The sequence below is a fragment of the Lapidilactobacillus bayanensis genome (assembly GCF_003946695.1).
Classification (GTDB): domain Bacteria; phylum Bacillota; class Bacilli; order Lactobacillales; family Lactobacillaceae; genus Lapidilactobacillus; species Lapidilactobacillus bayanensis.
Window position 1 is genome coordinate 1 of record NZ_RHOX01000014.1, and the last position, 25354, is coordinate 25354.

The following is a 25354-nucleotide window of genomic DNA, read 5'->3' on the forward strand; positions in this document are numbered from 1 at the left end:
ACTAACGGTTCCGACTACTACGGCCCGCAACGGACTTTCACCGTCTAGTTGATGCCCATGCCGGGCGCACTGAAATTGTCGTTTGCGATTTATCGCTTACGACAAGGCCGAGCTTTAAGACAATCGTAGATTGGCTTAAAGTCGAGCCCACAGCGTTCCACCAGCGAATTCCCGCAGGTACGAAGAATAGCAACATAACAGTTCTAGAATTAGCATTCAGAATAAAGTTTATATTAGAGTTGAATTATTTTTCATACGGTTCAACCCAATACTCGCAGTTCCATCAACATATTTCCCATAGATACAGAAGAACCGCAACACAACAGTTTTTTAACATCCGGCCGATAACTTCAAAAGGATCTAAATCCAAAAAATAGATTAAGATCCTTTTCGTCTTAAGCAGAAGCTTGTTGCCTTTTTTCTGCTAGTTCATTTAATTTACGAAGTCGGTGATTGATCCCTGACTTAGAAATTGGGCCACTTGGTACTAATTGACCCAATTCACTCAACGTTTTATCAGGATAAGTCAAACGCAATTCGGCAATTTCACGCAGTTTATCAGGCAGTGTTTCAAAACCAACTGCTGCTTCTAAATACTTGATATTCTCAATCTGTTTGGCCGCCGCATCAATAGTTTTATTCATATTAGCGGTTTCGCAATTGACTAAACGATTAACCGAATTGCGCATATCTCGAACAATTCGGATATCTTCAAATTTCAGCATGGCATTCGTTGCGCCAATAACCTGTAAAAAGTCGGCGATCCGTTCGGCTTCCTTAAGATAACTGATATAGCCACTGCGCCGCTCTGAAGTTTTTGCATGCAAATTAAAACTGTTCATCAATTTCAATATATCAGCATTATGAGTTTCGTATAAAGAATAAATCTCTAAATGATACCGACTGGTTTCAGGATTATTCACACTACCACCGGCCAAAAAAGCACCGCGCAAATAAGAGCGACTTAATTCTTTGTCGGTCATAATCCACTCGGGAATATTCGGCTTGATCGTATATTCTTCGGTATTCATAATATCTAAGTCCTGCAACACCATCATCGTCTGCCGAATGACCCGAACAATATACTGATTATTCTTTTTTAATTTCATTTTACGTTGTACAGATAATTCAGCTTCAATCTGATAAACCTGCTTCAACAACGAATAAATACGCCGTGCGGTCGCCGGGTTTTCTGTCTGCACATTTAAAATAAATTGATGATTCGTTAGAGATAACGTCCCATTCATGCGTAATAACGCCGCTAATTCTGCGCGAGCATGAGCTGGATGAACTTCAAGTTGCGTGAGTTCTTTTTTTACATCACTTGCGTATGACGTCATTTACTCAAATCCTTATTTTCTAGTATGTTGAAAGGCCCGATTCAAGATTTCACTTGCCACTTTATCGCCATCATGGAAGACCCCATGATCATGGAGTGATAAGAAATTATCAGAAATCACACAACGACATTGTGCTTGTAAGCCAACAAAATCATGCTTAACTTGAGTCAAGTATTCATTATATTTTTGATAATCCAGAGCATCATCTGGAACTTTGCCAATATTAACTAAAACAGTATCCACATATTGACCACCCAAGTGTTCATTAATAACGCGAACGTGTTCGGCATCTGTAAAATGTTCCGTCTCACCCTTTTGAGTCATAATATTACAAATATAAATGAGTTCCGCGCTGCTCTTGCGAACCGCTTCCCCAAGGTTTTTAATCATTAAGTTCGGTAAAATACTTGTGAACAAACTACCTGGCCCCAGCACAATCACATCTGCTGCTGCGATGGCTTTTAAAACTGGTTCGACAGCAGTTGGTTCTTCATCAGGTGTATCTGTATCGGTAACCCAAACTTGCTTAATTTGTTTACGCTGACCGGAAATTTCCGTTTCTCCAGCGACAATAGTGCCATCTTCAAATTCGGCGTTCAACGTTAACGGCTCGTTTGAGGCAGGATAAACGTGACCATCAACAGCCATCATTTGCGACAATGTTTGAACCGCATCAAAAATATTACCCTGCATTTCTGTTAAGGCAGCAATAATCAAGTTACCAATCGCATGACCAGCAAAAAACGAGTCGTTACTATCAAAACGATATTGCAAAACATCTAAAAGTTCTGGATCTGCATCTGATAACGATACGATCACATTGCGAATATCACCAGGTGGGACAACGTTAATATAATTACGAATAATACCTGATGAACCACCATCATCCGCAACCGTGACAATTGCGGTTACATCCGCATTCTGTGCACGTAAGCTACCAAGAATAACAGGTAGGCCAGTGCCACCACCAATCACAACCACTTTGGGCCGACGACCTTTAATGACGCGCACAATTCTATTATTAGCTGTCATGAGCGATTTACCGTCTCTTTGCGTTTACTTAAATCGCGATGCGTAATGTCAACTGGATAAGCCAATTTGGCCAAATCTTCGCCAATTCTTTGAGCGAAAGCGACTGAACGATGTTGGCCACCAGTACAGCCAATGGCAATCGTCAAACTTGTTTTGCCTTCTTTTACGTAGCCAGGCATCGATGTTTTAAGCATTGTTAGTAATTCCTGATAGAAAGTTTCACTGGTCGGTTGGTTGAAGACATACTCAGCAACAGCCTGATCCAAACCAGTCTTTTGCTTAAATTCCGGCACATAGTAAGGGTTCGGTAAAAAGCGAACGTCCATGACGATATCTGCATCAATTGGCAACCCATACTTAAACCCAAACGACATCACTTCGACATGAAAAGTAGGTATATCTTGAATTTTAAAGTTCTTAAAAATTTCTTCACGTAATTGTCGTGGTGATAAACTCGTTGTATCAATGATTAATTGCGCGCGATTGCGCATTTCGCGCATTAAAGTACGTTCTTTAGTAATACCATCCATTAAGCGACCTTCCATTGCCAACGGATGTGAGCGTCGTGTTTCCTTATAACGGCTCACCAATTCTTCATCTGATGCATCTAAGAACAGAATTTTAGTCGTTACAAAGTTTGTATTCTCGATGCCAGATAACATGCTAATAATTTCGTCATAGAAAGCGCGCGACCGCAAGTCAATGACCAAAGCAATCTTAGTCACTTTGCCAGATTCTTTAACCAGTTCCCAAAACTTCGGTAATAAATTGGGCGGCATGTTGTCCACACAAAAATAACCGAGATCCTCAAAGGATTGCATCGCAACTGTTTTACCGGCACCACTCATCCCTGTAATAATAACTAAATTCAAAGTTTCTGCTGTCATCATGCACTTCCTTAATAAGTCATAACAATCCGGGCGTTCCATTTTTCATTGTAGCTTAGTCACCCGTGGAAAGCAACTAAGAGTGGTTATGCGGCAAACTAAAATTACTATGTTGCGGTTTTCTTCGTACTTGCTGGAAATGTGCTGTGAGATGTTGTAAGTGTTAGTTTAAGGCGAATGAAAAGCAGATTGACTTAAAAATTAAAAATGCTAAATCCTAGAACTGTTGTGATTGCGGTTCTTCGTGCCTACGGGAAATACGCTGGTGGAACGCTGCGAGCTTGATTTGAGCCAAATCAAAATCCAAACCTTGTTATAAGCGATAAGTCCTAGAACTGTTATGCCGTGGTTCTCCGTGCCTGCGGGAAATGCGCTGGTGGAACGCTGCGAGCATTGGTTTGAGCCGAATCAAAAACAATTCGTCTCAAACGCAAGCTTTGTTGTAAGTGGTAAACCACTAACAACAATTCCGCGGCTGACCGCGATTTCCCTCCGGCACTAACGAAAGAGATGTAGTGGTGTGATTTAGCAGCAAGTTTGTACTTCTAAAATTTAGAAGGTAATTCAACCACTCGTCAAATCAGCGCTGGTGCAAAGGTTACTATCTTGTCGAATTAGTGGCGGCGAAATAATACCGCTCAGTAGTGACATTAATGTTGGCAATTTATTGCTTACATTAAGGCTCGTATTTGAGACGATTGGCATTTTAATCGGCTCAAATCGACGCCCACTACGTTCCAGCGTAAAGTATTATTTCGCCGCTACGGCACCCACTATTTTCCATTTCTAACCTTTGCGCAAGCGCGAAGAAGTGCAACATAACAGTTCTAGTCTTTTAGCACGTTAACTTAATAGCAACAAATCATACTTTTATTTTCAAAACACTAACCAGTAGAATTATTTTAACCAAAAAAAGATATGATCCTTTCGAATCATATCCTCAATGTAACTTATTTATTTTCTTCTGAAACGAATTTATCGTCAACTGCATTCATTTCGGCTTCTTTTTCCGCCAGTGTACGTTTACGATCTCGCTGCAAAATCGGTTTAAGATACTGGCCAGTATAGCTTTCCTTAACCTCGGCCAATTCTTCTGGCGTTCCGGTCGCTACGATATAGCCACCACCTTCACCGCCTTCTGGACCAAGGTCAATCAAATAATCAGCCGTTTTGATCACATCAAGATTATGTTCAATGATCAGAACGGTATTGCCATCATCAACTAAACGATTTAAAACTTGCAACAAACGTTTAATGTCGTCAGAATGTAAGCCAGTTGTAGGTTCATCCAAAATATAAAGATTATGTCCCACAGATTGTTTATGCAATTCAGAAGCTAATTTCATTCGTTGCGCTTCACCGCCGGATAAAGTCGTCGCAGGTTGACCTAATTGAACATAGCCAAGGCCGACATCAACGATGGTTTGTAACTTGCGCCGAATCTTAGGGATCGCTGCAAAGAAATCCAAAGCTTCAGCAACAGTCATGTGCAACACGTCAGAAATATTTTTGTTTTTATAAGTGACTTCTAACGTCTCAGAATTATAACGGGTTCCATGGCAAACTTCGCAAGGCACGTAGACGTCAGGCAAGAAATTCATTTCAATCTTAATAATGCCATCGCCTTTACAAGCTTCACAACGACCACCCTTAACGTTAAAACTAAAGCGTCCTTTTGTATAGCTACGTAACTTAGCCTCATTTGTTTGAGCAAACAAGCCCCGCACATCATCAAATACTCCTGTATAAGTGGCCGGATTACTACGTGGCGTACGACCGATCGGACTTTGATCAATATCAATTAACCGATCAATATTTTGCCAACCGACAATTTTTTGATACTTACCTGGTTTCTCTGAATTACGATTAATCTTTTGTGCTAAGGCACGTTTCAAGATTGAATTTACTAGCGTCGATTTACCAGAACCAGAAACACCGGTCACCACGTCAAATTTACCTAATGGAAAACTAACATCAATTCCTTTTAAATTATGGTCAGCAGCACCAATAATTTTGACAGCCTTACCGTTACCCTTACGACGTCTTAATGGCACAGGAATAAACTTCTTACCAGATAAATATTGGCCGGTTAATGACTGTGGTGTTGCTGCAACTTCGTCAGGCGTACCAGCAGCCATTACCCGACCACCATTATCACCGGCGCCGGGACCAATATCGATCAAATAATCAGCCGCGCGCATGGTATCTTCATCATGTTCAACAACAATTAAGGTATTACCTAGATCGCGCATTTTCTTCAGCGATCCGATTAAACGATCATTATCGCGTTGATGCAAGCCGATTGAAGGCTCATCTAGAATGTACATAACACCTGACAAGTTCGAGCCAATCTGTGTTGCTAAGCGAATGCGTTGCGCTTCACCACCGGATAAAGTAGCGGCAGCGCGCGATAATGTCAAATAATCCAAACCGACATTCATTAAGAAGGTTAACCGATCTTTGACCTCTTTTAAAATTGGCTTGGCAATCGTCGCATTTTGCTCAGACAGCGTCACTTTTTGAAAAAATGGCAGTGCGTCTTTAACTGCATAATCAGAAACTTTGGCAATATCTTGTCCACTAATTTTAACAGCTAACGCTTGTGGGTTTAAGCGCGCGCCATGGCAAGTTTCACAAGTTAATTCGGTCATGTATTGCCGCATAACTTGACGTGTGAAGTCACTATTCGTTTCTTTATAACGGCGTTTCACATTATTAATAACGCCTTCGAATTCAACATCAACATCCCGCACGCCACCAAAATCATTCTCATAATGGAAATGGAACTTCTTGTCACCATTCCCGTATAAAACAATATGACGTTGGCGTTCCGTTAATTTATTAAACGGTTTATCCATGTTAATCTTAAAAGCATGGGCAGCTTGCGCTAATAATTCAGGATAATACTGTGAACTAATCGGATTCCACGGCGCCAAAGCACCCTCGTTCAAAGTTAATGTTGGGTCAGGAACAACCAAGTCGAGATCAACTTCCAATTTAACACCTAACCCATCACAATCAGGACAAGCGCCAAATGGTGCATTAAACGAGAATAACCGTGGTTCCATTTCGCCAACAGTGAAGCCACATAATGGGCAGGCATAATGTTCTGAAAAAACTAACATTTCCCCATCTATGACATCAACATTTGCATAGCCATCAGACAACCGTAACGCCGCTTCTAAAGAATCAAACAAGCGCGAGCGAATACCATCTTTAATAACTAATCGATCAACGACAATATCAATATCATGTTTCTTATTCTTATCTAATTCAAGTTCATCAGTGATTTCATGCATTTCACCATCAATACGCATCCGGACATAACCTTCGCGTTGAATTTTTTCGAATGCTTTCTTATGCTGACCTTTTTTACCACGAACAATTGGTGCGAAGATTTGAATCTTAGTGCGTTCTGGCAAGCTCAACACTTTATCGACCATTTGATCAACTGACTGGCTTGAGATAACCGTGCCATCATTAGGGCAAATTGGCGTGCCAACCCGTGCCCACAGTAAACGTAAATAGTCGTTAATTTCCGTAACCGTTCCGACAGTTGAACGGGGATTTTTTGAGGTGGTTTTTTGATCAATCGAAATAGCTGGACTTAATCCATCAATAGAATCCACATCCGGTTTATCCATTTGACCCAAAAATTGGCGTGCATAAGCTGATAGGCTTTCGACATAACGTCGTTGTCCTTCAGCATACAATGTATCAAAAGCAAGCGAACTTTTACCCGAACCGGATAAGCCAGTCATGACCACCAATTTATCCCGAGGAATGGTCACATCAATATTTTTTAAGTTGTGCGCTCGGGCACCATGAATCACAATTTTATCGTTTGGCAAACTATCCCACCTCAGTCTTTAATTCCAATAATGCATCACGCAAGTTGGCCGCTGTTTCAAAGTCCAGTTTTTTAGCTGCCTCTTGCATTTGTTGCGTCAAGCTCTTGATTAATGCTTTCTTCTCATCCTTACTCATTTCATCAAAATCAACCGACTCTTCGGCAACCTGATCAGATTCGGTTACTGACTTAGTGGCTTGAATAGACGCCCGAATTGGTTTAATAATCGTAGTCGGCGTAATATGATGCACTTCATTAAACTTCTCTTGGACGTCGCGACGCCGTTGTGTTTCATCAATGGCAACCCGCATTGAATCGGTGATTTTATCGGCATACATAATAACTTTACCATGAGAATTACGCGCAGCTCGACCAATCGTCTGAATCAAAGGTCGTTCGGAGCGCAAGAAGCCTTCCTTATCTGCATCTAGAATTGCCACTAAGGAAACTTCGGGTACATCAATCCCTTCACGTAACAAGTTAATGCCAATCAAGACATCGAACTTGCCTAACCGTAAATCACGTAAAATTTCCGTTCGCTCCAGGGTTTTAATATCACTGTGTAAATATTTAACCTTGATTCCCAGATCCTTCAAGTAATCTGTTAAATCCTCCGCCATTTTCTTCGTCAAGGTCGTGACAAAAACGCGTTCATTCTGTTCGGACCGTTTATTTATTTCGCCAACTAAATCATCAATCTGTCCCATAATCGGTCGCACTTCAACTTGAGGATCTAACAAGCCAGTTGGTCGAATAATTTGTTCAATTTTTTCGTCCGTTTGTGCTAATTCATAGGGACCTGGTGTCGCAGAAACATATAAGATTTGGTTGACATGTTGTTCAAACTCTTCCAACTTTAGCGGCCGATTATCCAAAGCACTTGGTAACCGGAAACCATAATCAACTAACATTTGCTTCCGCGCTCGGTCACCATTATACATTCCGCGAACTTGCGGCATGGTCACATGGGATTCGTCAATCATAATATTAAAATCTTTCGGGAAGAAATCTAGCAACGTAAATGGTGGCTCGCCTTCAGCACGTCCTTCCATTTGGCGTGAGTAGTTTTCAATTCCTGAGGTGTAACCCATTTCTTGCATCATTTCAATATCATAAGTTGTCCGCTGTTCAAGTCGTTGCGCTTCAAGGAGTTTGTTCTCTGACTTCAACTCTTTTAACCGACCATCTAGTTCGGCTTGAATTCGTTTAATGGCAGCCCCCATCTGTTCGTCGTTGGTCATAAAGTGGGTCGCCGGGAAAATTGAAACTTGTTCTCGTTCACCAATTACTTCACCAGTTAAAGCGTCAACTTCAACAATTCGGTCGATTTCATCACCAAAGAATTCTACTCGCAAGGCGTGATCGTCCCGAGAAGCTGGGAAAATCTCCACGACATCGCCGCGCACACGAAAACGACCACGTTGAAAATCAATATCATTGCGGTCAAACTGAATATTAACTAATTCTCTTAATAAATCATTACGTTCCAAGGTCATGCCTTCACGCAATGACAGAACACTCTCTTCATATTCGCGCGGATCACCTAAACCAAAGATACAAGAAACAGAGGCAATCACAATCACGTCATTACGTTCCAACAATGAACTAGTTGCTGAGTGTCGCAACTTATCGATTTCATCGTTAATTGATGAATCCTTTTCGATATATGTGTCGCTTGAAGGAACGTAAGCTTCCGGTTGATAATAATCGTAATAACTGACGAAATATTCAACACGATTATGTGGGAAGAATTGTTTAAATTCACCGTATAACTGTCCCGCCAACGTTTTGTTATGAGAAATAATTAAAGTTGGCTTATTTAAGTTGGCGATAACATTTGCCATGGTAAATGTTTTACCAGTACCAGTGGCACCCTCAAGAATTTGATACTTATGACCGGATCTAAAATCTTTGATAATCCGGTCGATAGCCTGACCCTGATCACCAGCCGGTTGATATTTAGAAACTAATTCGAATTTATGATCGGTTTCGCGATTGAACAAATGGCTGCCCCCCTAAAACATAGAACTAGAACAAAATTTCCGGTTCTCATAATTTTACATTTTGAAACGTGCTTAAATCAACTGATTACTATGTCCAACTAGTAATCCCATCTGAGCTGGCACTCAGCTGCGCTTCCTAGTTAGAGCTACGCAATCAATTCGTTGCTTTGCGCACTCTGATTTTAAAATGTGCTACGAACAACTGGCAACAGTGACTTTAAGAGTGAATCTCCTTGCGTTAGCACGCAATGATCTTCCCGTTTAAAGTCATGTTGCCAACCCGTTGTTCTCTGCACTCTGATTTTGAAACGTGCTGCAAAGCGCAGTTAGTTCCGGTTAAGTTAAACCGGTTTAAATCTTAAAAAACAAAGATTTTAACTGGTTTGAACTTAATCCTCACTAACTACCCGCGCTTTTCCGCACTCTATGATTGATGAACACAAAAGCCCTTTTGAGCCGCAATGGCCAAGAAGGGCTTGTTCTGATCACAACTAATTAATGACATTTATCACTCAAAAAATACACCTATTATTCTACCATACCGAACATAGTTTCGCTATATTTTGACTTCTAATTTTAAAAGTAATTGTTACTTATTTATTCTTCAATAACTCGTTGGAAATTGCCACTAAACGGGCACGATCAGTAAATTGCTCATTCAACAAATCAGGCAAGATCTCATTGAGAAAATACTGAACAGAAGCTAATTCTTTAAATTGAATAATCGTGTTTAAACTCTCTCGGAAAATATCCAAATAAACAGATTGCGGATTGCCTTTTTGAATTTCACCAAATGATTCATAAAGTAAGTCGACTTTATCCGCAACGGACAAGATTTTACCTTCCAAAGTATCATCCTTGCCTTCGGACAATCGCCGCATATAACGTTCTTGTAAAAACTCGGGAATTTCGTTCTCAATAAAATTTTGAGTCATTCGCGACTCAACTTCCGCTAATTGTCGGCGCAATTCATGTGTCGCGTATTTAACTGGTGTTTTAATATCACCGATAAATCGTTCCGTATAATCGTGATTGAGCGCTTTTTCGTACAGGCGCTGCCAATTGACCGTCTGATCATTTTGTTCCTCAATATCACCCAATAATTGGGCAATTTCAGCGACTTTGAACGAGTGTGCCGCCACCGTGTGCTCTTGATACTTAAAAAAACCCGGTGCGCGATTCAACGTTTCCAAGTTGGACAAACCTTCGATATATTCATGCATTCCCATACAAAAAATCCCCCTGTCATTTTAAGATAAATTTTTACTATCTTATCACTTTAACAGGAGGATGTACAAAAATTACTTATTTATTTTTAATGGGTAAAACTAAATTGTTGTGATTGTGGTTCTTCGTGCCTACGGGAAATACGCTGGTGGAAACGCTGTGGGCTCGACTTTAAGCCAAATAAATTTGTCTTAAAGCTCGGCCTTCTCGTAAGCGACAAATCGCCAACGAGAATTTCACAGCTGACCGCGATTTCCCTCCGGCACTGACGAAAGTGCGTTAGTGCCGACTTAACTGCAAATTTGTACTTCTAAAAATTGGGACGTATTCAACCACTCGTCAATTCAGCGCTTGCGCAAAGGTTGCCCTCTTGCTTGTCTAGTGGCGGCAAATAAATACCGCTCAGTAGTGACATTAATGTTAGCAATTTATTGCTTACATTAAGGCTCGTATTTGAGACGATTCGCACTTTAATCGGCTCGAATCGACGCCCACTACGTTCCAGCGCAAAGTATTTATTTGCCGCCACGATACCCACTCGTTCCGTATGCAACCTTTGTGCAAGCGCGGAGAACTTCAATAAAACAGTTTCAGTTACCGCTGTCTTAATCAGCAACGCCAACTTTATTCCAGCACAGAAAACCACGAAATAACAGTTTTTATTAAGATTATTTCAAGCGTGGTGCTAAGGCTGCTTGATATTTCTCAATTTTAGCTTTACTTGCTTCAAGACCATCACTCTCAACACCGAAGTAAAGTTTGATCTTTGGTTCCGTTCCAGAAGGCCGAACAGCAATCCAGGTCTCATCTGCCAAATAATATTTCAAAACATTGGCCGTTGGTAGATCAAGTTTTTCAACAGTACCGTTGGCTAAAGTCTTGGTCTGATTCTGATAATCTTCAGTAGCAACAACTGCAACACCAGTGACTCCTGTAACTGGATTAGCACGAAACTCTTGCATGACATTGGCCATCTTTTCGTGACCAGAAACACCAGGGAAGTCAAATGAAACGGTCTTTTCTTGGAAGTAACCGAATTTAACAAATAATTCTTGCAAGCCATCATACATGGTCTTACCTTGTTCACGATAGAAGGCCGCCACTTCCGCTAACATAACAGAAGCTTGCATTGCATCTTTATCACGCACGAACGATTTAACTAAATAGCCGTAACTTTCTTCAAAGCCGAATAAGAAATGACCTTTGCCAGTTGTTTCCATCTGTTCAATTTGTTCGCCAATATATTTAAAACCGGTTAAAACGTCATGCGTTTCGACACCATAACTTGCAGCGACTTTAGCAGCAAACTCGCTAGAAACAATTGACTTAACGATACAGCCATCCGCTGGCAATTCACCGATCGCTTGTTTAGCGGCTAAAATATAATTAACCATTAAAGCAGCAATTTGGTTGCCGGTTAGCAATTGATATTCACCACTTGGTTGACGAACGGCAGCACCTAAACGATCAGCGTCAGGATCAGTGGCGATCAACAAGTCAGCGCCGTTTTTAGCGCCTAACTTTTCCGCTAATTCGAATGTTTGGGGAAATTCCGGATTAGGGAATGGCGTTGTAGCAAATTCTGGATCTAAGACTGCTTGTTCAGGTACAACAGCAACGTTAGTTAAACCAGCCGTTCTAAAGACACGGTCATATAAAACTTTCCCTGTACCATGTAACGGTGAATAAACAACCGATAACTCGCTAGCAACTTTCTTAATTAAGTCGGGACGAATCGTAACGGTCGCTAATTTAGCTAAGTAAGCTTCGTCAATATCTTCACCAACAAGCTGCATTAAATTGTCAGCTCGCAATTCTGGCTGCGTCAAAGTTTTAACATTAAACAAATCCGCTACCTTTTCAATATAAGCGACGATTTGATTCACTTCTTCTGGTGGCATTTGACCACCATCGGGGCCGTAAATCTTGTAGCCATTATATTGTTTAGGATTATGGCTGGCAGTAATCATGATACCAGCATATGTTTGCAAATGACGAACTGTGAATGATAACTCCGGTGTTGGCCGTAAGCTATCAAAAACATAACTCTTGATTCCATGTGCGCCCAAAACACCGGCAGCGTTAAATGCAAACTCTTGAGAATGATAACGCGAATCATAACTAATGGCGACGCCTGCGTCCTTTTGAGCAGCTGGTAATTGGTCCATGAACTGCGCCAAACCTTCTGTCGCCTGACGAACCGTGTAAATATTCATAGCGTTAATGCCGGGTTCCATCACTCCACGCATCCCAGCGGTACCAAATTCCATAGGTTGCGTAAATGCTTCAATCAATTTATCTTCATCATTAGCCATTGCAGCCAATTCGTTCTTTAAGTCACTTGTCAACTCAGCATTTTGCCAAAGCTGATAGTTTTCCTGCCAACTCATAATAAAAAACCACCTTTCATGACTAATCTCATTATAACTGATTCAGTCCAGATGAAAAGTGGTTTTTAAGTCAGTCCAATGAAACAATCTTCTCTTGAGCAGCACCAACTCATTAATTATTATTTCTAAAAAGTGGTTTAGTGGCGTGAAGTAAGGGGTACTTACAACAAGAATATTGCCGCATATAAAGATAACCCCAGCAGGATAAATCCCGCTGGGGTTAGAGCTTAACTGGCATCCTAGTAAACTAGGATCCAATTACTATTGATTCCTTCAGTTTTCAGCTAAAAAACTGTATTCGTGAACGGAGCGACCGTTCTTGAATAACTATATTCTAGCAAATATGGCATCTACTGGCAACCCTTACAGAGATAAAATTTCTACTTAATTTCCGGTAAATCTAAATTTACAGTTTGCCGTTGTACGTCTTCCGGATCAGCAGCATTAACAATCACTAAAGTTCCTTGTTGATAGCGCGGTGAAATATCGTTAGCAATGACTAATTTTCCCGTTAGGATGCGCTGTTGTACTGAATCATTATGATAATCCGCAATCAGCGTTATTTGGTTGGAAATAACTTTACCCGTTGTGTCTTCCAAATAAACTAAAATCCGCTTGCTGCGGCGCAAATTAGAAACCGGCTGAATTTGAATAAACGATAAGGTTAAGTTATAGCTACCAACTGTCGTCAGCTCGGTTAGCAAAACAACTTCAACTTGCTGCGGTGAGCGTGCGTTACGTTCAGTTTTAATCGTTAACAGCGGCACCATGATTTCCTGCAGCGTTGTACCACCATGAACGTATTTGCTGCCGCCGCCTTGGACCGCGTAACGTAACAATTCTGCTGGCACATGAACAGCCAGATTGCCCGGTGCCAATTCTGGTAACGTAAATGTATGGGTATTGTTGGCTACATGCGTGTCGGTATTCACCACAAAACGCCGCTTATGCACGCTACCTGCAGGTTGTTCAATTGTATCCAATTTAGTCAGTGCCTGGCGCGTATATAAGAAACCATGATCAGCGGTGATGAAAAAGTTCGTCGCACTAACATAGCGGGCCAAAGTACCGACTAGTCCTTGCAGCTGCTGCAGCACTAAATCAACCGCGGCAAATACTTCATCTTCTGATTTGGCATTGTCACCACGGGCGTCAATCGTATCCAAATAAATATAATTAACGTTAGTGCCTTTGTACAACTGGCGTAATTGATCGCGATTAGTCGCCAAAATTGATTTAGCGGTTTGGGCGGTCACCTTTAAATCGGGCAGGGCTTTTGCTAAAATACGTTGCCAATTTTCAACACCGGCACTTAATTGACCGTCAACCTCAATACTACCTTTGGCGTTCAGCGCCACTTGTTTATGCGGCAACAATACCGCCATCCCTAAATCAGTATAAGAGGGCACAGTGCCTTCTAGCGCCTCTAATTGCGTATCAAAATGCTGATTACGGTTAAGTTCATCCTGTAGCTGACTGGCGATTTCATAGCGCAAGGCATCGACGACGATCACAAAAACACGTCGCTTGTCGTTGACCAAATGCGTCACTTTTTTACTATAAAATGCCGCTGTCGGTAATGCCTGTGTCAGTGGTAATTGCTCGCCAATTAAACTATCCCAGCGCTGCGCCAATGGCCGTAAGTAGCCATCGGTATAAAAATGTTCCACTTTTTGCTGCAGCACCCACAGCTCATCGCTTGGTTCACTGATTTGATCGAAGGCTCGATAAAACTTGCGGTAAACCTGATCAAGCTGCATCAATTGTTCCAGATACTGTTGCCATAATGCCTGTACTGTCGCGGCGTCGATCGTTAAGTTGGCTAAACTACGTAACAAGCGAATTGCCTGAATTAGTGCCCGGTAGCCAGCTTGAAAATGACCATTCCAAAATACCGTTCGTCGCTTAATTAATTGTAATTCGTAATCATCATATAAGACGCTACCCGTGGTCAACTGCTGCGCCACTAATGTAATCAGCGCAACATCGTAGGCCGCAAAAGTGTTGCCTTGGGCCAGAAAGTCAACCGACTTCCCCCGGGTAAAGGCAGTAATCCTTAACAGATCACTGACCCGATTTGCGACCACTTCGTACTCTGCTGTTAGATCACGCGCGTTTTGCCATTGATCAATAAAAACAACCGCATTGTTGGCCGGCTGCAACAGCATATTCTGCCAATTCTTGGGTACCTTATCATTAAATTCTGCCGCTGTTTTGGTCGCAAATAATGCACAAGCTAAATCGGCCAAACTCGGTTGCTCGGCCCGATAATTGAAATTCTGCTGGACCTGCTGCCAGAACCATTTCTCACTGCCAAAACGTTGCAATTTTTGCCAGGCAGTATCCTTTGCTTGCGCCCATTCGGCCAACAAATAAATTAACCCATTGGCGAAACTGAATCGTTTGCCCCCGACTAATACTAGAAAAATGCCCAGCGTCAGCCTCTCAGGGGTTATCGCAGTTTCATTCTGTAAAAGTACCACCAAGCTTTTTTGCCGCTGCTTATTCTCAAAAAAGCTTTTATAAATTAAAAGCGTGCCGCGATAAGCATCCTGATCCTCGATGTGTAACTCATCCAGCACTTGACTTAAACGATCCACGTGAAACTCTGGCTGTGCGTATAAATAAATATCATGTAACGGATCGCTTTGCGCTTCCGGACGACTTATTGGCAAATAAAGTAGAAAGTTTTGTTCCGGTTGCTGCACTTCAAGTCGGTATTTAACCGCAAAATAATTATTTGGCGTCACCGTTAAAGTCACCACATTATTTAGTTGATAAGTCGCCAATTCTTGGGCATAATCCTGATTTTCATCATACCAAAAAATAATCCGTCGCTGCTGATAATCCGGTAATGGTGCATCAAATCGTTGCTGTAATAACGTTTGCGTGTCGGCTGCCATTTTCTCACCTACCTAATTACATTTTCACTTTAGTTAAAACATTCAATTGCTGCGTTTTCGTACCGTCTTCACTGGGGACTTCAATGTTCTGAAATTTAGCGTAATTGACCTTCACACCATCGTCCAGATCTAAAACCAATTCGCGGTTGGCCATATACTGCACCACCGTTTCGTACTGGCGTAATTCAGTTAATTGACGCTGATAATTGGCGCGCTGCTTTTCGGCCGCGGCCTTAGCTCGGGTTGAATCAACTTCAGTATTAGTCAACGTCAATAAACGATCGATTGTCCGCATTAATGGCAACAAGTACGCTGTCCGAATCTGCGCCAATAAAGCTGGCGTATAACGATGCAGATAAATGAGCGCCTTAAACCCGTTTTGCTTGCCACTAGAAAGCTCCCAGTAAATCGGCCGCTTCTGGTAAATTTTTAAATGATCCTTGTAGAAATCCTTCAGGAAATAGCGGCGTAACGCTTCCTCTGGATCTTGAGCACTATCTGGATACAGGCTGTCAGCAATGAAGGTTAAATTCGCCATTAAGTGTTCAGCACCAAAAATCAGCGTCAACAATTGTTTGATCCGCGTCACAATATCATCCTCATAGTAGCTCTTAGCAAAACCGATTGGAATCACATTGTCCGCATCCGGCTGAAAGCTATGGTAACGGGTACGATCAAACGTTCCGCCAGCATAAATCAATCCTGGCTCATCTAGACTATAACGGCCAAAAATCACGCCAACCAAATATGACAGAAAACTGCGCACATCCCGGCCCTGGTCAGCTTGCCGGACTGTGACTTCTTTATCAGTTTCTTCTGGCGATAATTCGTCCTGCAATCCATAGATATCGATAAATTGGCGGTTAAGTTCTTCTTCATTCGCCTTTAACTGTGCAAAGCGTTGCGCCGCGACCGTTTGCCAATTGGCAAAAGCATCGGCCAGTAAGTTGCTGGAGGTGCGGTATTGCAAGAAGGGATGTTGCTGGAAGTCCCATGACGTTTCGAAGGCATCCCAATCGGACTTGGAGAGGGCAATGTTTTGTTTACTCAATTCAGAAATATTCTTAGAGTCTACATTAATAATAGGCATCTTGGCAACACCACCATTAGTATAATGCAACGTTGGCATTGTAATGTTAGCTATAAAATTAAACACCTTACTGTTCATATATCCTATAGTTTTTTTTACCATTGATGTATCATTGTTAAACAACATAGGACCTGTTGCTTCGAAAATAAAGCCCTGTGGAAGATATCGTGCACCAAACTTACCCGATGAAACTTCAGACCAAGTAATTCCTGCGTTAAAATAATACTTTTCATTTCTAATATTGGCTCGTTGAGACTCCTTTAATTTTTTCCCATTATCTTTCCAATAAATTACGTATTCTTGATTTCCATACCACTTTCTATATTTTCCACCTTTACTTAAAGGTATCCATGTTTGATTTAACATCTTAAAACTAATTTCTGGCCATAATCTCAAATAAATATTATTCTCACCAGTATCCAAACCTTTTTTTGAAGAACCATAAATTGAGATATTACTAGATTTAGCAAAGATATCGAGTACCTGTTCACTCGCCCAGTAAGCAATCGGTGCCCCTGGAATATCTTCAAATGAATGCACATCCCGCACATAACGATAATCAACGGTCGGATCAACAGCTGCTTCGGCCACCTTGCTTGGTTGTGCTGCCGCACCCTTGAATGATTCCAAACGTAAGAAAACACCTTGTGTATTTTCCTGCTGATGCTGTAAAACAAAGGTACAAATCGGTACGGTGGCGTCCTCAAACGCTGAGTATTCTAATTGAACTAAACTACTGATCGTACCATTATTGATGATAAAGCGCCGTAACTTTTCGTGTGATGAAATAAACATCCAGGTATACGGACTCATTAATGCGGCATAACCATTTGGCTTTGTCATTGAGAAAGTCTCTTTGATAAAGGCCGAGTATAAATCTGATTTAACATCTTTATAATTCTGTTGCATGAATTTTTTCAGCGTTGGATTATATTTATTATGGTACGGCGGATTCGTAACAACCACATCGTAACGCTGCGTCAGCAACCAGGCACACTGAAATAACGGCAATAGTCGTTCACGTAATTCGGTCACTTGCGCTTGTTGATATAAATCAGCCTGATCCGACACTAAATCACTAATCTTTTGAATAAAATATTGCCAGTCAACTGTTGCTGGTTGTAGCAATGAGCCAAACTGTTTTGCATCGATAAATTGTTGTTCCAGAACACGAATCTGTTCAATTTCTGCTGGCTCGAAAACTAACTGCAGTGCCTCAATAGTTGTCGGTTGTAAGGAATCCTGAAACTCAAAGACATTAAAGACAACTGGTTGCTTTGCGCGTAATAGGCGTGGTGTTTTAGCCAACATTTCCATTAACAAAACAATCTGGGTGATTTGGATCGACCGTTTATCAATATCTAAGCCAAATAAGTTATTTTCAATAATTGTACGCGTAATTTCTCGTGGTAAGTAACCTTGTTGCAAATACATATCATAGAGCATCCGGAACGCTTCAATTAAAATATGACCAGATCCGCAAGCGGGATCAATTATTTTAATATCCTCTAATCGTTGAATATCATTGGGGAGCACTAAATTACCCGCATGGCCTAGATAATACTGCCATTGATCCGCCAAACTAGTGTCCTGATGTAACCCCAAATATAAGTTACCTAATGAGTTTTGTAACATATATTGAACGATCCATTTTGGCGTAAATAATTGCGTCACCACTGGCAGTTCACGTTTAGAGACACTATGATTTTTTAAACCGCCAACTTTCGATTTTTCTTCAATATTGTAGTACTCAAATAGCCAGCCGATAATTTCGGTATTATTCCAATCTTCATCGGGAATGCCACTGGCCAATAAATCAGCGATAATTCCTTGGGGTTGTAGTAAATTTTCTGGTAATAACAACGATTCGGCACCTTGCACGGGATAAAAAACGCTGGGCAAGATTTGACTTAACTGCTTAATCTGTTGCTTCAACAAATATTGATATAAGCGAATATCTTTCTCCGAGCGTGTCAAAGCCGTATCATCGTTGATTGACGCCAAAACTGTCGGTTTTAAAGCTAAATCATCCACTAGGTCATAGATATTTGATAATGCGTCGGGTTCTTTTTTACCGACCGTTTCTGAAGATAAAATGCGCATTTTAATCGGTAAATAATCATGTAATTCCATATAACGTAAAGCTACCAACCAGTTAAACCAGGTAAACGCAACTTCCTCGAATAATTGTGCTAGGGCCTCAGCCAAAGTTGAATCATGTTGGAAAGCTTGTATTTTTGTTAAAAGGTAGCGAAACTCATTTTCCTCAATGACGCTCAGTTGAACTTTTTTATCACCCAAAACTAATAAACTGCCAGCAGCGTGATGTTCAATTACTGGCAGTTGTTGATCATTCAGTAAATAATGATTACGTGCATATGCCTGAATACTGCTTAATAAATGCTGTTTAGCATTCACCGCAAACTTCTTCAAAGCTGCTTTATCCATTTTTAATTACTCCTAAATAAATATACGAAATTTCGTAGCAAACTCACTCTCTAGTTTAGAGGAAACGCCACTAAAAGTCACCAGCTCGCCAAAATAAAAAGCGCTGTTGTACTCAACTTGTGAGTATAACAACACTTTCCGCTTAGCTACATAATCCGTAGCTCATCCATACCTTTTAGTTCTTGTTGTAAATGTTGCTGCACTTTGGCTAAATAAGCGTTTAGTTCGGCCTCATTATGAATAACAACTTGCTGCTCTGGCAACACCGCGGTACGCGCTAAAATATTCACTTTAAGTGCAGGCGCCGCTGGTTCCGGCATTGTCTCAGCAATTTTAGCTGCCCCATCACTTGAAGTACTATCAGCCGTCGGTTTAGGTGGCAACGGCTGTACTGGTACCACTCGAGCAGCGATTTCCCGCTGTGCTTTATTAATCAAAGTAATAAAATGGCTCTTCGTAATATCTTTATCCGCCATCACACCACGAACATCGGCAATCGTTCCAGCATCATCCAATTGTCGATTTAGATCGCGATATTGTTGGTCGATTTGCGGTTTAATCTTTTGCTGTAATTCAGCATTCGTCAAGGTAGCTTCCATATTGGCCTGATCATTAGCTAACGCTTGTTTGATCGGTGCCGCAGTATTTTCAATTTCCGTAAAAATAGCTGCTTTGTAAGTTTTGACCAAATCCGGCAACTCTTTAATCAAACTATATGGTTCCGCAAAGCCTAAAATCTCCGCAATCCGCTGGCCAGACTGTTTAGCTGCTGCGGTAGTTAGATAATCGCGGTCACGTTGATACTTCGTATTAACAACCAAAGCCGCATCGAAAATTTCAACTTGGTTAGCAAAAAATTGTTTAACCAATTCATTATCATCATTAAGTTCTAACAACTCATCTTGTTGTTTAAAGACACGTTCAAAAAACTGGTTAGCATCGCGTTGAGCAATTAAACTATTAAGAATCCGTAACTCGTCACTAATATTTTGCTCGCCAGGATACTGATTGTGGCCAGCATAGTGGCGCTGCAAAGCATCTAGCTTAGCCGCTGTCTGCCGTAATTGTTCCTGCAGTTCAGTCATTCGTTCGTCATCTTTAACTTGGGTGAGCGTCTTATTGTACATTTCCTTCATTAATGTATTAGCGGCTTTAACGTAACGTTCTTGAATTAAAACACGCCGCTCAACCACAATTTTTTCCTGCTCGCGTGGCCGCGTCATTAAACTAATAAAATGTGGCAAATTATCCTCAGGGATTAAACGTTCCGTCTGCACACGTAGTTGAATTTTTTCATCGCTAAGCAACCGAATCAGGCTAGCCAAAATCGTGGACTCCTGCCAACCAAACGGAATTTTTGAGAAACTTTCAACTAATTCTCGTAATGAAACGCGCATGTGTCGTGCCGCACGCTGTTCAATATCATTGAAAATTGCCTCAGTGGCGAGATGATTAGGATCAGTGGCTTGGGCCGATAGTAAATCACCTTGTGTTGAAAATAGGTCGGCCAAATCTTCACGATCATAATTATGCGTCACATAAGTAATTTTGTTATACGTCACTTCAACCAATTGTTTCAAGGCAAGATTGATCAAGGAACCACCACTGGCCTTAACCACCGCCCCATTAATAAAGACTTTAGCATCAGCCAAAGCAGCTTCGACCTGCGTTTTAATATCCACCGATAAAGCCGTCCGTTCACGACTCTTATGGTTTAATATATCAGCATAGATATCAGTTTGATTATGATTAGGTTCACGTAGATACTGATCAATTCGCTTGAAATTCATAATATCATCCATATAAGTGCCTTGTTCGGGTAACATGACAATCACTTTACCTGCCGCTAACGATTGCGCTGCCGCCATTTCATCGCCAGCCACTTCTAAATTATTCGGACTAATAATTTGCAGGGTCAAGGCTGAACGCGCCGTTTTTATTGGCACCGTATCGATCCACTGATTAAGTTCAAAATTGTAATTTAAGCCTGGCTGCTTAGCAAAGGGCTGATAACGATATTGCTTAAGTTGTAGAATATCAGTAAAAATCGTTTCGCCAAGATATTTGACCACATCGTTATTGGATACAATCACGTTTTGAATTTCGCGATTAATATCTTGCTCGTCATTAGTTAAGAAGACATATTCGCTACCACGCCGCTGAATCAAAAATTCCTTTTCCAAGCGATTAACACTTTTCTGAACTTTTTCCTTCAAAGTTAATGTCTCTTCATCAATCTGCTCAATTAATAGTGTGGTTATATTATCAATATTAGCTGGAATTTCTTTAACATAACGGATCAGAAATAATAATTTTAAGACTCTAATATCAAAATTATTTAATTTAGCATTATTTTCTGCCTGGATGATTGGTGAACGAACTAAGTTTTCCAGCACGGCCTCAATATTCTTATAGAAAACATCAAACGGTACAAGCACATTAGGCTGTTCATGCTCGTAAGTGATCGCAGCAAACTGCATTGCCGATAATAAATTACGTTCGCCACTAGATAAGTGTTTCCCAACTGAACCATGTTCGCGGATGCCAGTAAAAACTTTTTGCAGTAAATTAAACTGATAGGGAATGAATGGGTAAGCCGCTACAAATTCAGCCTGATCCGCAAAACCTTGCATTTGCGCAGTATCGTTAGTAAAAGTAATCTTATTTTTTAAAATTGCTTCATTAGCCGTATAAATCGTTGCTAATTCAGTTACCGCGGCTGGTGTTTTGGCCAACAGCCGTTTTTTTATCACTTCATCAGCATTGGCCGAACTTAGCGGCAATCGTGTGTTAAAACGCCCTTGAATTTTCGAAAAATCATTCGACGACATGCCGCCCTTTTTTAATGAGTCAATGTCCTGTTGACTCGTGACGACAACCCAGACTTGACCATGGCAATATTGGGCCAGATCCTCGACTACCATCTGTAGATCAAGCATCAACTGACCATTTTCAGAAATATACTGACCCATTTCATCAGCCATAAAGACCAAATGGTAATTAGCTGGCTGTTGCGCAACATATTTCTGCACCCGCTTAGCGAATGATTCGTCACTAATTGTGTAGCTAGATTCGCCGGCTTCCATAAAATGGCGCGCACTTTCCTCACTCATATCAGTGGTTTCAGCTAATGCTGCAATCGCCGCATCCTCATTATAGAAGATCTCATCGCGGCCTTCTGCCCAGCTTAAACCATCATCCTGCTGCGCAAATGCTTTTTTAAATGCCGCATACTGTCCCTTATTAGCTAAAGTTTCTTCCATTTCAGCGATCCACGCATTAGCGCCAGAAAAGCCGCGCATTTCGTTGAACACTTTATTGAAAACCTTAACTACCGCTGATTTTTGTTGCATGCTATCGGCTTCGGATTTCGACTCAATATTAAATAACGCCACATCGTTCGGGACGGTCAATGCTTTTTGCATTTGTACCAACAGGTCAGGATTATGGGTCAACTTATTGGTAAAGAAATCCAGTGGCCGTTTTGCTTCCACCTGTAAATCTTGTCGCAGTAAATAGCTTAAAATTTTTAAAAAATGGGATTTCCCGGATCCAAAAAAACCAGAAATCCAAACTCCAATCTGATCAGTTGGTTGCACTAATGAATGATCATAAGCCGCAAAAAAAGTTGCTAAATGCTGCTCAATTTCATCAGTAATCACGTACTCATCTAACTCTTGAAAGGTATGATCTGTATCGCCTTGCCCAATTTTGATGACCCCTTCAATTTCCCGTTCAATTGGCTTTTTAAACAGCTGTTTAATTTCCATCAGTAAAATTCCTCCTAATCCCCAACAATACGAAACGCTCGATAGTAGTGATCATCGCTTAATTCATCAAATAACTTCAATTTATTATACGAATACGTGCCTGGATAAAATAATACCAGCGGCATCTGCGTAATCACTGGTTGTAAACTATTTAACAGGTTGTGTGAGCGCACAATCGGATAGGCCTTGCCAACACCAGTTAAAAAAATAAGCGCATTAGGATCATAGTGAGCCGCGATGTAACCGACTAACTCATCACGATTAGTCGCTAACTTAAGCGCCTTTTGCATTCGTTCAAACAAAATAGCACTGCCACGCTTAGCTTCCATTTGAAAGTTTTTTTCCATGTAACCACGGGCTTCAAAGAACTGTAATACTATCGTAAATAGATCAAAATTCTGTACTTTTATTTGTAATTGCTTTTCAGTATATTGCTGAATTTCTGGTATTCGCGCTCGCACTAAAAGTTCATCTTGTGGCGCATAATCAAAGATATAAAAACCAACCTCGTTGCCCAGGCCAGTTCCATGAACAAATTGTGCTGCCAGTAGTTTATCTTGCAACATATTTAATCGCTGCGCTGTAGTTTGCACCATTAAGCTACACCCGACTTCCTATCAAAACTTCATAAATTGCCTGTTCACCATGCCGTTTTAAATACTGGGCCACATCTGGCGCTAATATTCCCTTAACCAGACGCCCATCCTGCAACAAGTTACAATCACGCAATACCTGCAAATAAGCTGTAGCCAAGCGACTTTGTGTAGCCTCAGTCCACTGAGCAACTTGCTTACTTTGTGTCGATTTCTCCGCCAAAAATTTTAATCCATCCTGCTTAGTCAAACTTGTTTCCATACCCATGATTTTTTGTAAATAAACCTGGCGCATAAACTCTTGAAATAACTTGTCGCTGTCCATTAAAGCGTATAATAAAATTAAGTTGCTAGTTTCACGATCAGCAACTAAAAATTGGCGCAGCAAATAATCGTCTAGCACAACAAGACGTTTTAAAATAGCATTAACAGCTGCTAATTGACGTGCACGCGAGGGTAGCTGTAAAAAGTTTTGTTCGATTGCTGCTGCACGTACTTCGTCTGGTGACTGACCATTTTGTAGCCGCTGTGCCACTTTTTTTGTTTCTATGTACATGAATGGACGTGTGTTTAGAGTTGTTTGGTAGGACATAATTGTTTTTCTCCAGGAGTATGTAAATCTGCACTTATTTTGTTAAAATAAGCTATATGCTTATAATAACACATCGATTTTTATGCTGGGTAAAAAGATAACCCCCAATCAATTAGATTGGGGGTTAGAGCTTTTCTGGCATCTACTTACGTAGATCCATTACTATAAGTTCCGATTTGAAGTCAGTTTATAAGAGGCCGGTTGCTAGTAATGTTACTAGCACAATAAGCACGATATTTTTCGGTTTCATTTTAAAGTGAAACTTCAAATCAATATTCATGAATATCTCCTCCTAAATTTAGCTCAAATGTGCTTTAGGGTAGCCTATTCACAAACACAGTTCCAAGTTTTAAACAAACTTTCTGACCTTTTCCGTTGACTTCAGGGAACCTATAGTTTGTAAAAATAATCTTGGAATAAGTTAATTATAACACTTTTACAAAGAAAGCGCATTCTCTTTTTGTGAATAAGTGAAAATAACTTTATTTATACGCTCTAAACTGCGGTTTTAACTTAATCGTTGACGCGGTATCGTTTTTCTCTGCTGGAATCGGCTGATATAATATCACTTCGCAATCTAATGGCAGCACAGATAGCACACTTTGCTCTGCTGTTGGATCAGTAGCAACGTAATAACACATTAAGTCCACCATAAAGTTAGTTCGATTGAGATCATTAAACGGCAACATCAAATAATTTTCCTTTTCAAAAGCATTATGGGCTGCATTAGCTATAATTAGTGCCGCTTGTTTATTGCCATCTTGAAATGGTTGTAATTTATAAAGTGCAGCAAAACACGCCGGGTATCAGTTTCTGTTTTTTGCGAATGGCTATACTGATCTATAATATTTTGTAAATCTTGATATGTAACGATTTCTGGTGGGAAATAGTCAGTATTACTATTCTTATCAACTGTAATGCCGACCTGATCATCTTCATTATAAATGGCCAATTTGGCTGCTCATCCGATTCAGTGTTAAATTGATGGTTAGCAGCGATAATATACCGTCCACGTTAAAGCCAATCTTTCTTATAGCTTCAATTTTATTTATGGTATCATTAAAATTTATATATCAACACTATCCTAATTTAATGGTTGGTCAGACTTCAGATCTAGTGTCCGTTTTGTTTGTAAAACCGTACTATCATAATTATTTAAACTACTCTAGGACACAATAAATTTAGCCAAAGTTGTATTATCCAATAGGCCTACTCTTCTATAATTACAA

The 25354-nt window shown here is 40.7% G+C and carries 15 protein-coding genes; all 15 read right to left on the reverse strand.

The window, feature by feature from the left end; translation table 11 throughout:
• Positions 1-395: 395 nt before the first annotated feature.
• Complete coding sequence (whiA, locus tag EKM65_RS06600; protein ID WP_125606882.1) at positions 396-1340, reverse strand: DNA-binding protein WhiA; 945 nt, start codon at positions 1338-1340, stop codon at positions 396-398.
• A 12-nt stretch (positions 1341-1352) separates the two neighbouring features.
• Entirely contained in the window at positions 1353-2372 is a 1020-nt protein-coding gene (locus EKM65_RS06605) for a gluconeogenesis factor YvcK family protein (RefSeq protein WP_125606884.1), read from the reverse strand.
• A complete protein-coding gene (rapZ, locus tag EKM65_RS06610) occupies positions 2369-3259 on the reverse strand; it encodes an RNase adapter RapZ (protein ID WP_125606961.1) in 891 nt (296 codons plus the stop codon). Before rapZ ends, EKM65_RS06605 begins: the two co-directional genes overlap by 4 nt.
• A gap of 564 nt (positions 3260-3823) precedes the next feature.
• On the reverse strand, positions 3824-3964 hold the full coding sequence (locus EKM65_RS11250; RefSeq protein WP_164506853.1) for a hypothetical protein: 141 nt from the start codon (positions 3962-3964) through the stop codon (positions 3824-3826).
• Between the two features lie 245 nt (positions 3965-4209).
• A complete protein-coding gene (gene uvrA / locus EKM65_RS06615; RefSeq protein WP_125606887.1) occupies positions 4210-7110 on the reverse strand; it encodes an excinuclease ABC subunit UvrA in 2901 nt (966 codons plus the stop codon).
• A gap of 1 nt (position 7111) precedes the next feature.
• On the reverse strand, positions 7112-9112 hold the full coding sequence (gene uvrB / locus EKM65_RS06620) for an excinuclease ABC subunit UvrB (protein ID WP_125606889.1): 2001 nt from the start codon (positions 9110-9112) through the stop codon (positions 7112-7114).
• 593 nt (positions 9113-9705) lie between these two features.
• Entirely contained in the window at positions 9706-10341 is a 636-nt protein-coding gene (locus tag EKM65_RS06625) for a YfbR-like 5'-deoxynucleotidase (protein WP_125606891.1), read from the reverse strand.
• Positions 10342-10667: 326 nt separating this feature from the next.
• Complete coding sequence (locus tag EKM65_RS06630; protein ID WP_125606893.1) at positions 10668-10868, reverse strand: hypothetical protein; 201 nt, start codon at positions 10866-10868, stop codon at positions 10668-10670.
• Between the two features lie 139 nt (positions 10869-11007).
• Positions 11008-12729, reverse strand: a complete 1722-nt coding sequence (locus tag EKM65_RS06635) for a phospho-sugar mutase (protein WP_125606895.1) — start codon at positions 12727-12729, stop codon at positions 11008-11010.
• A 380-nt stretch (positions 12730-13109) separates the two neighbouring features.
• The gene (pglZ, locus tag EKM65_RS06640) at positions 13110-15632 is read right to left on the reverse strand and encodes a BREX-1 system phosphatase PglZ type A (RefSeq protein ID WP_125606897.1); all 2523 of its coding nucleotides are present in this window, start codon (positions 15630-15632) and stop codon (positions 13110-13112) included.
• Positions 15633-15648: 16 nt separating this feature from the next.
• Positions 15649-19170, reverse strand: coding sequence for a BREX-1 system adenine-specific DNA-methyltransferase PglX (pglX, locus tag EKM65_RS06645; protein ID WP_125606899.1), 3522 nt, complete (start codon positions 19168-19170; stop codon positions 15649-15651).
• A 146-nt stretch (positions 19171-19316) separates the two neighbouring features.
• A complete protein-coding gene (gene brxC / locus EKM65_RS06650) occupies positions 19317-22940 on the reverse strand; it encodes a BREX system P-loop protein BrxC (protein WP_125606901.1) in 3624 nt (1207 codons plus the stop codon).
• Between the two features lie 14 nt (positions 22941-22954).
• Positions 22955-23536: a DUF1788 domain-containing protein gene (locus EKM65_RS06655; RefSeq protein ID WP_125606903.1), complete on the reverse strand. Its 582-nt coding sequence runs from the start codon at positions 23534-23536 to the stop codon at positions 22955-22957.
• 4 nt (positions 23537-23540) lie between these two features.
• Entirely contained in the window at positions 23541-24125 is a 585-nt protein-coding gene (locus tag EKM65_RS06660) for a DUF1819 family protein (protein ID WP_125606905.1), read from the reverse strand.
• Between the two features lie 736 nt (positions 24126-24861).
• A complete protein-coding gene (locus EKM65_RS11460) occupies positions 24862-25077 on the reverse strand; it encodes a hypothetical protein (protein ID WP_225420424.1) in 216 nt (71 codons plus the stop codon).
• Positions 25078-25354 lie beyond the last annotated feature (277 nt).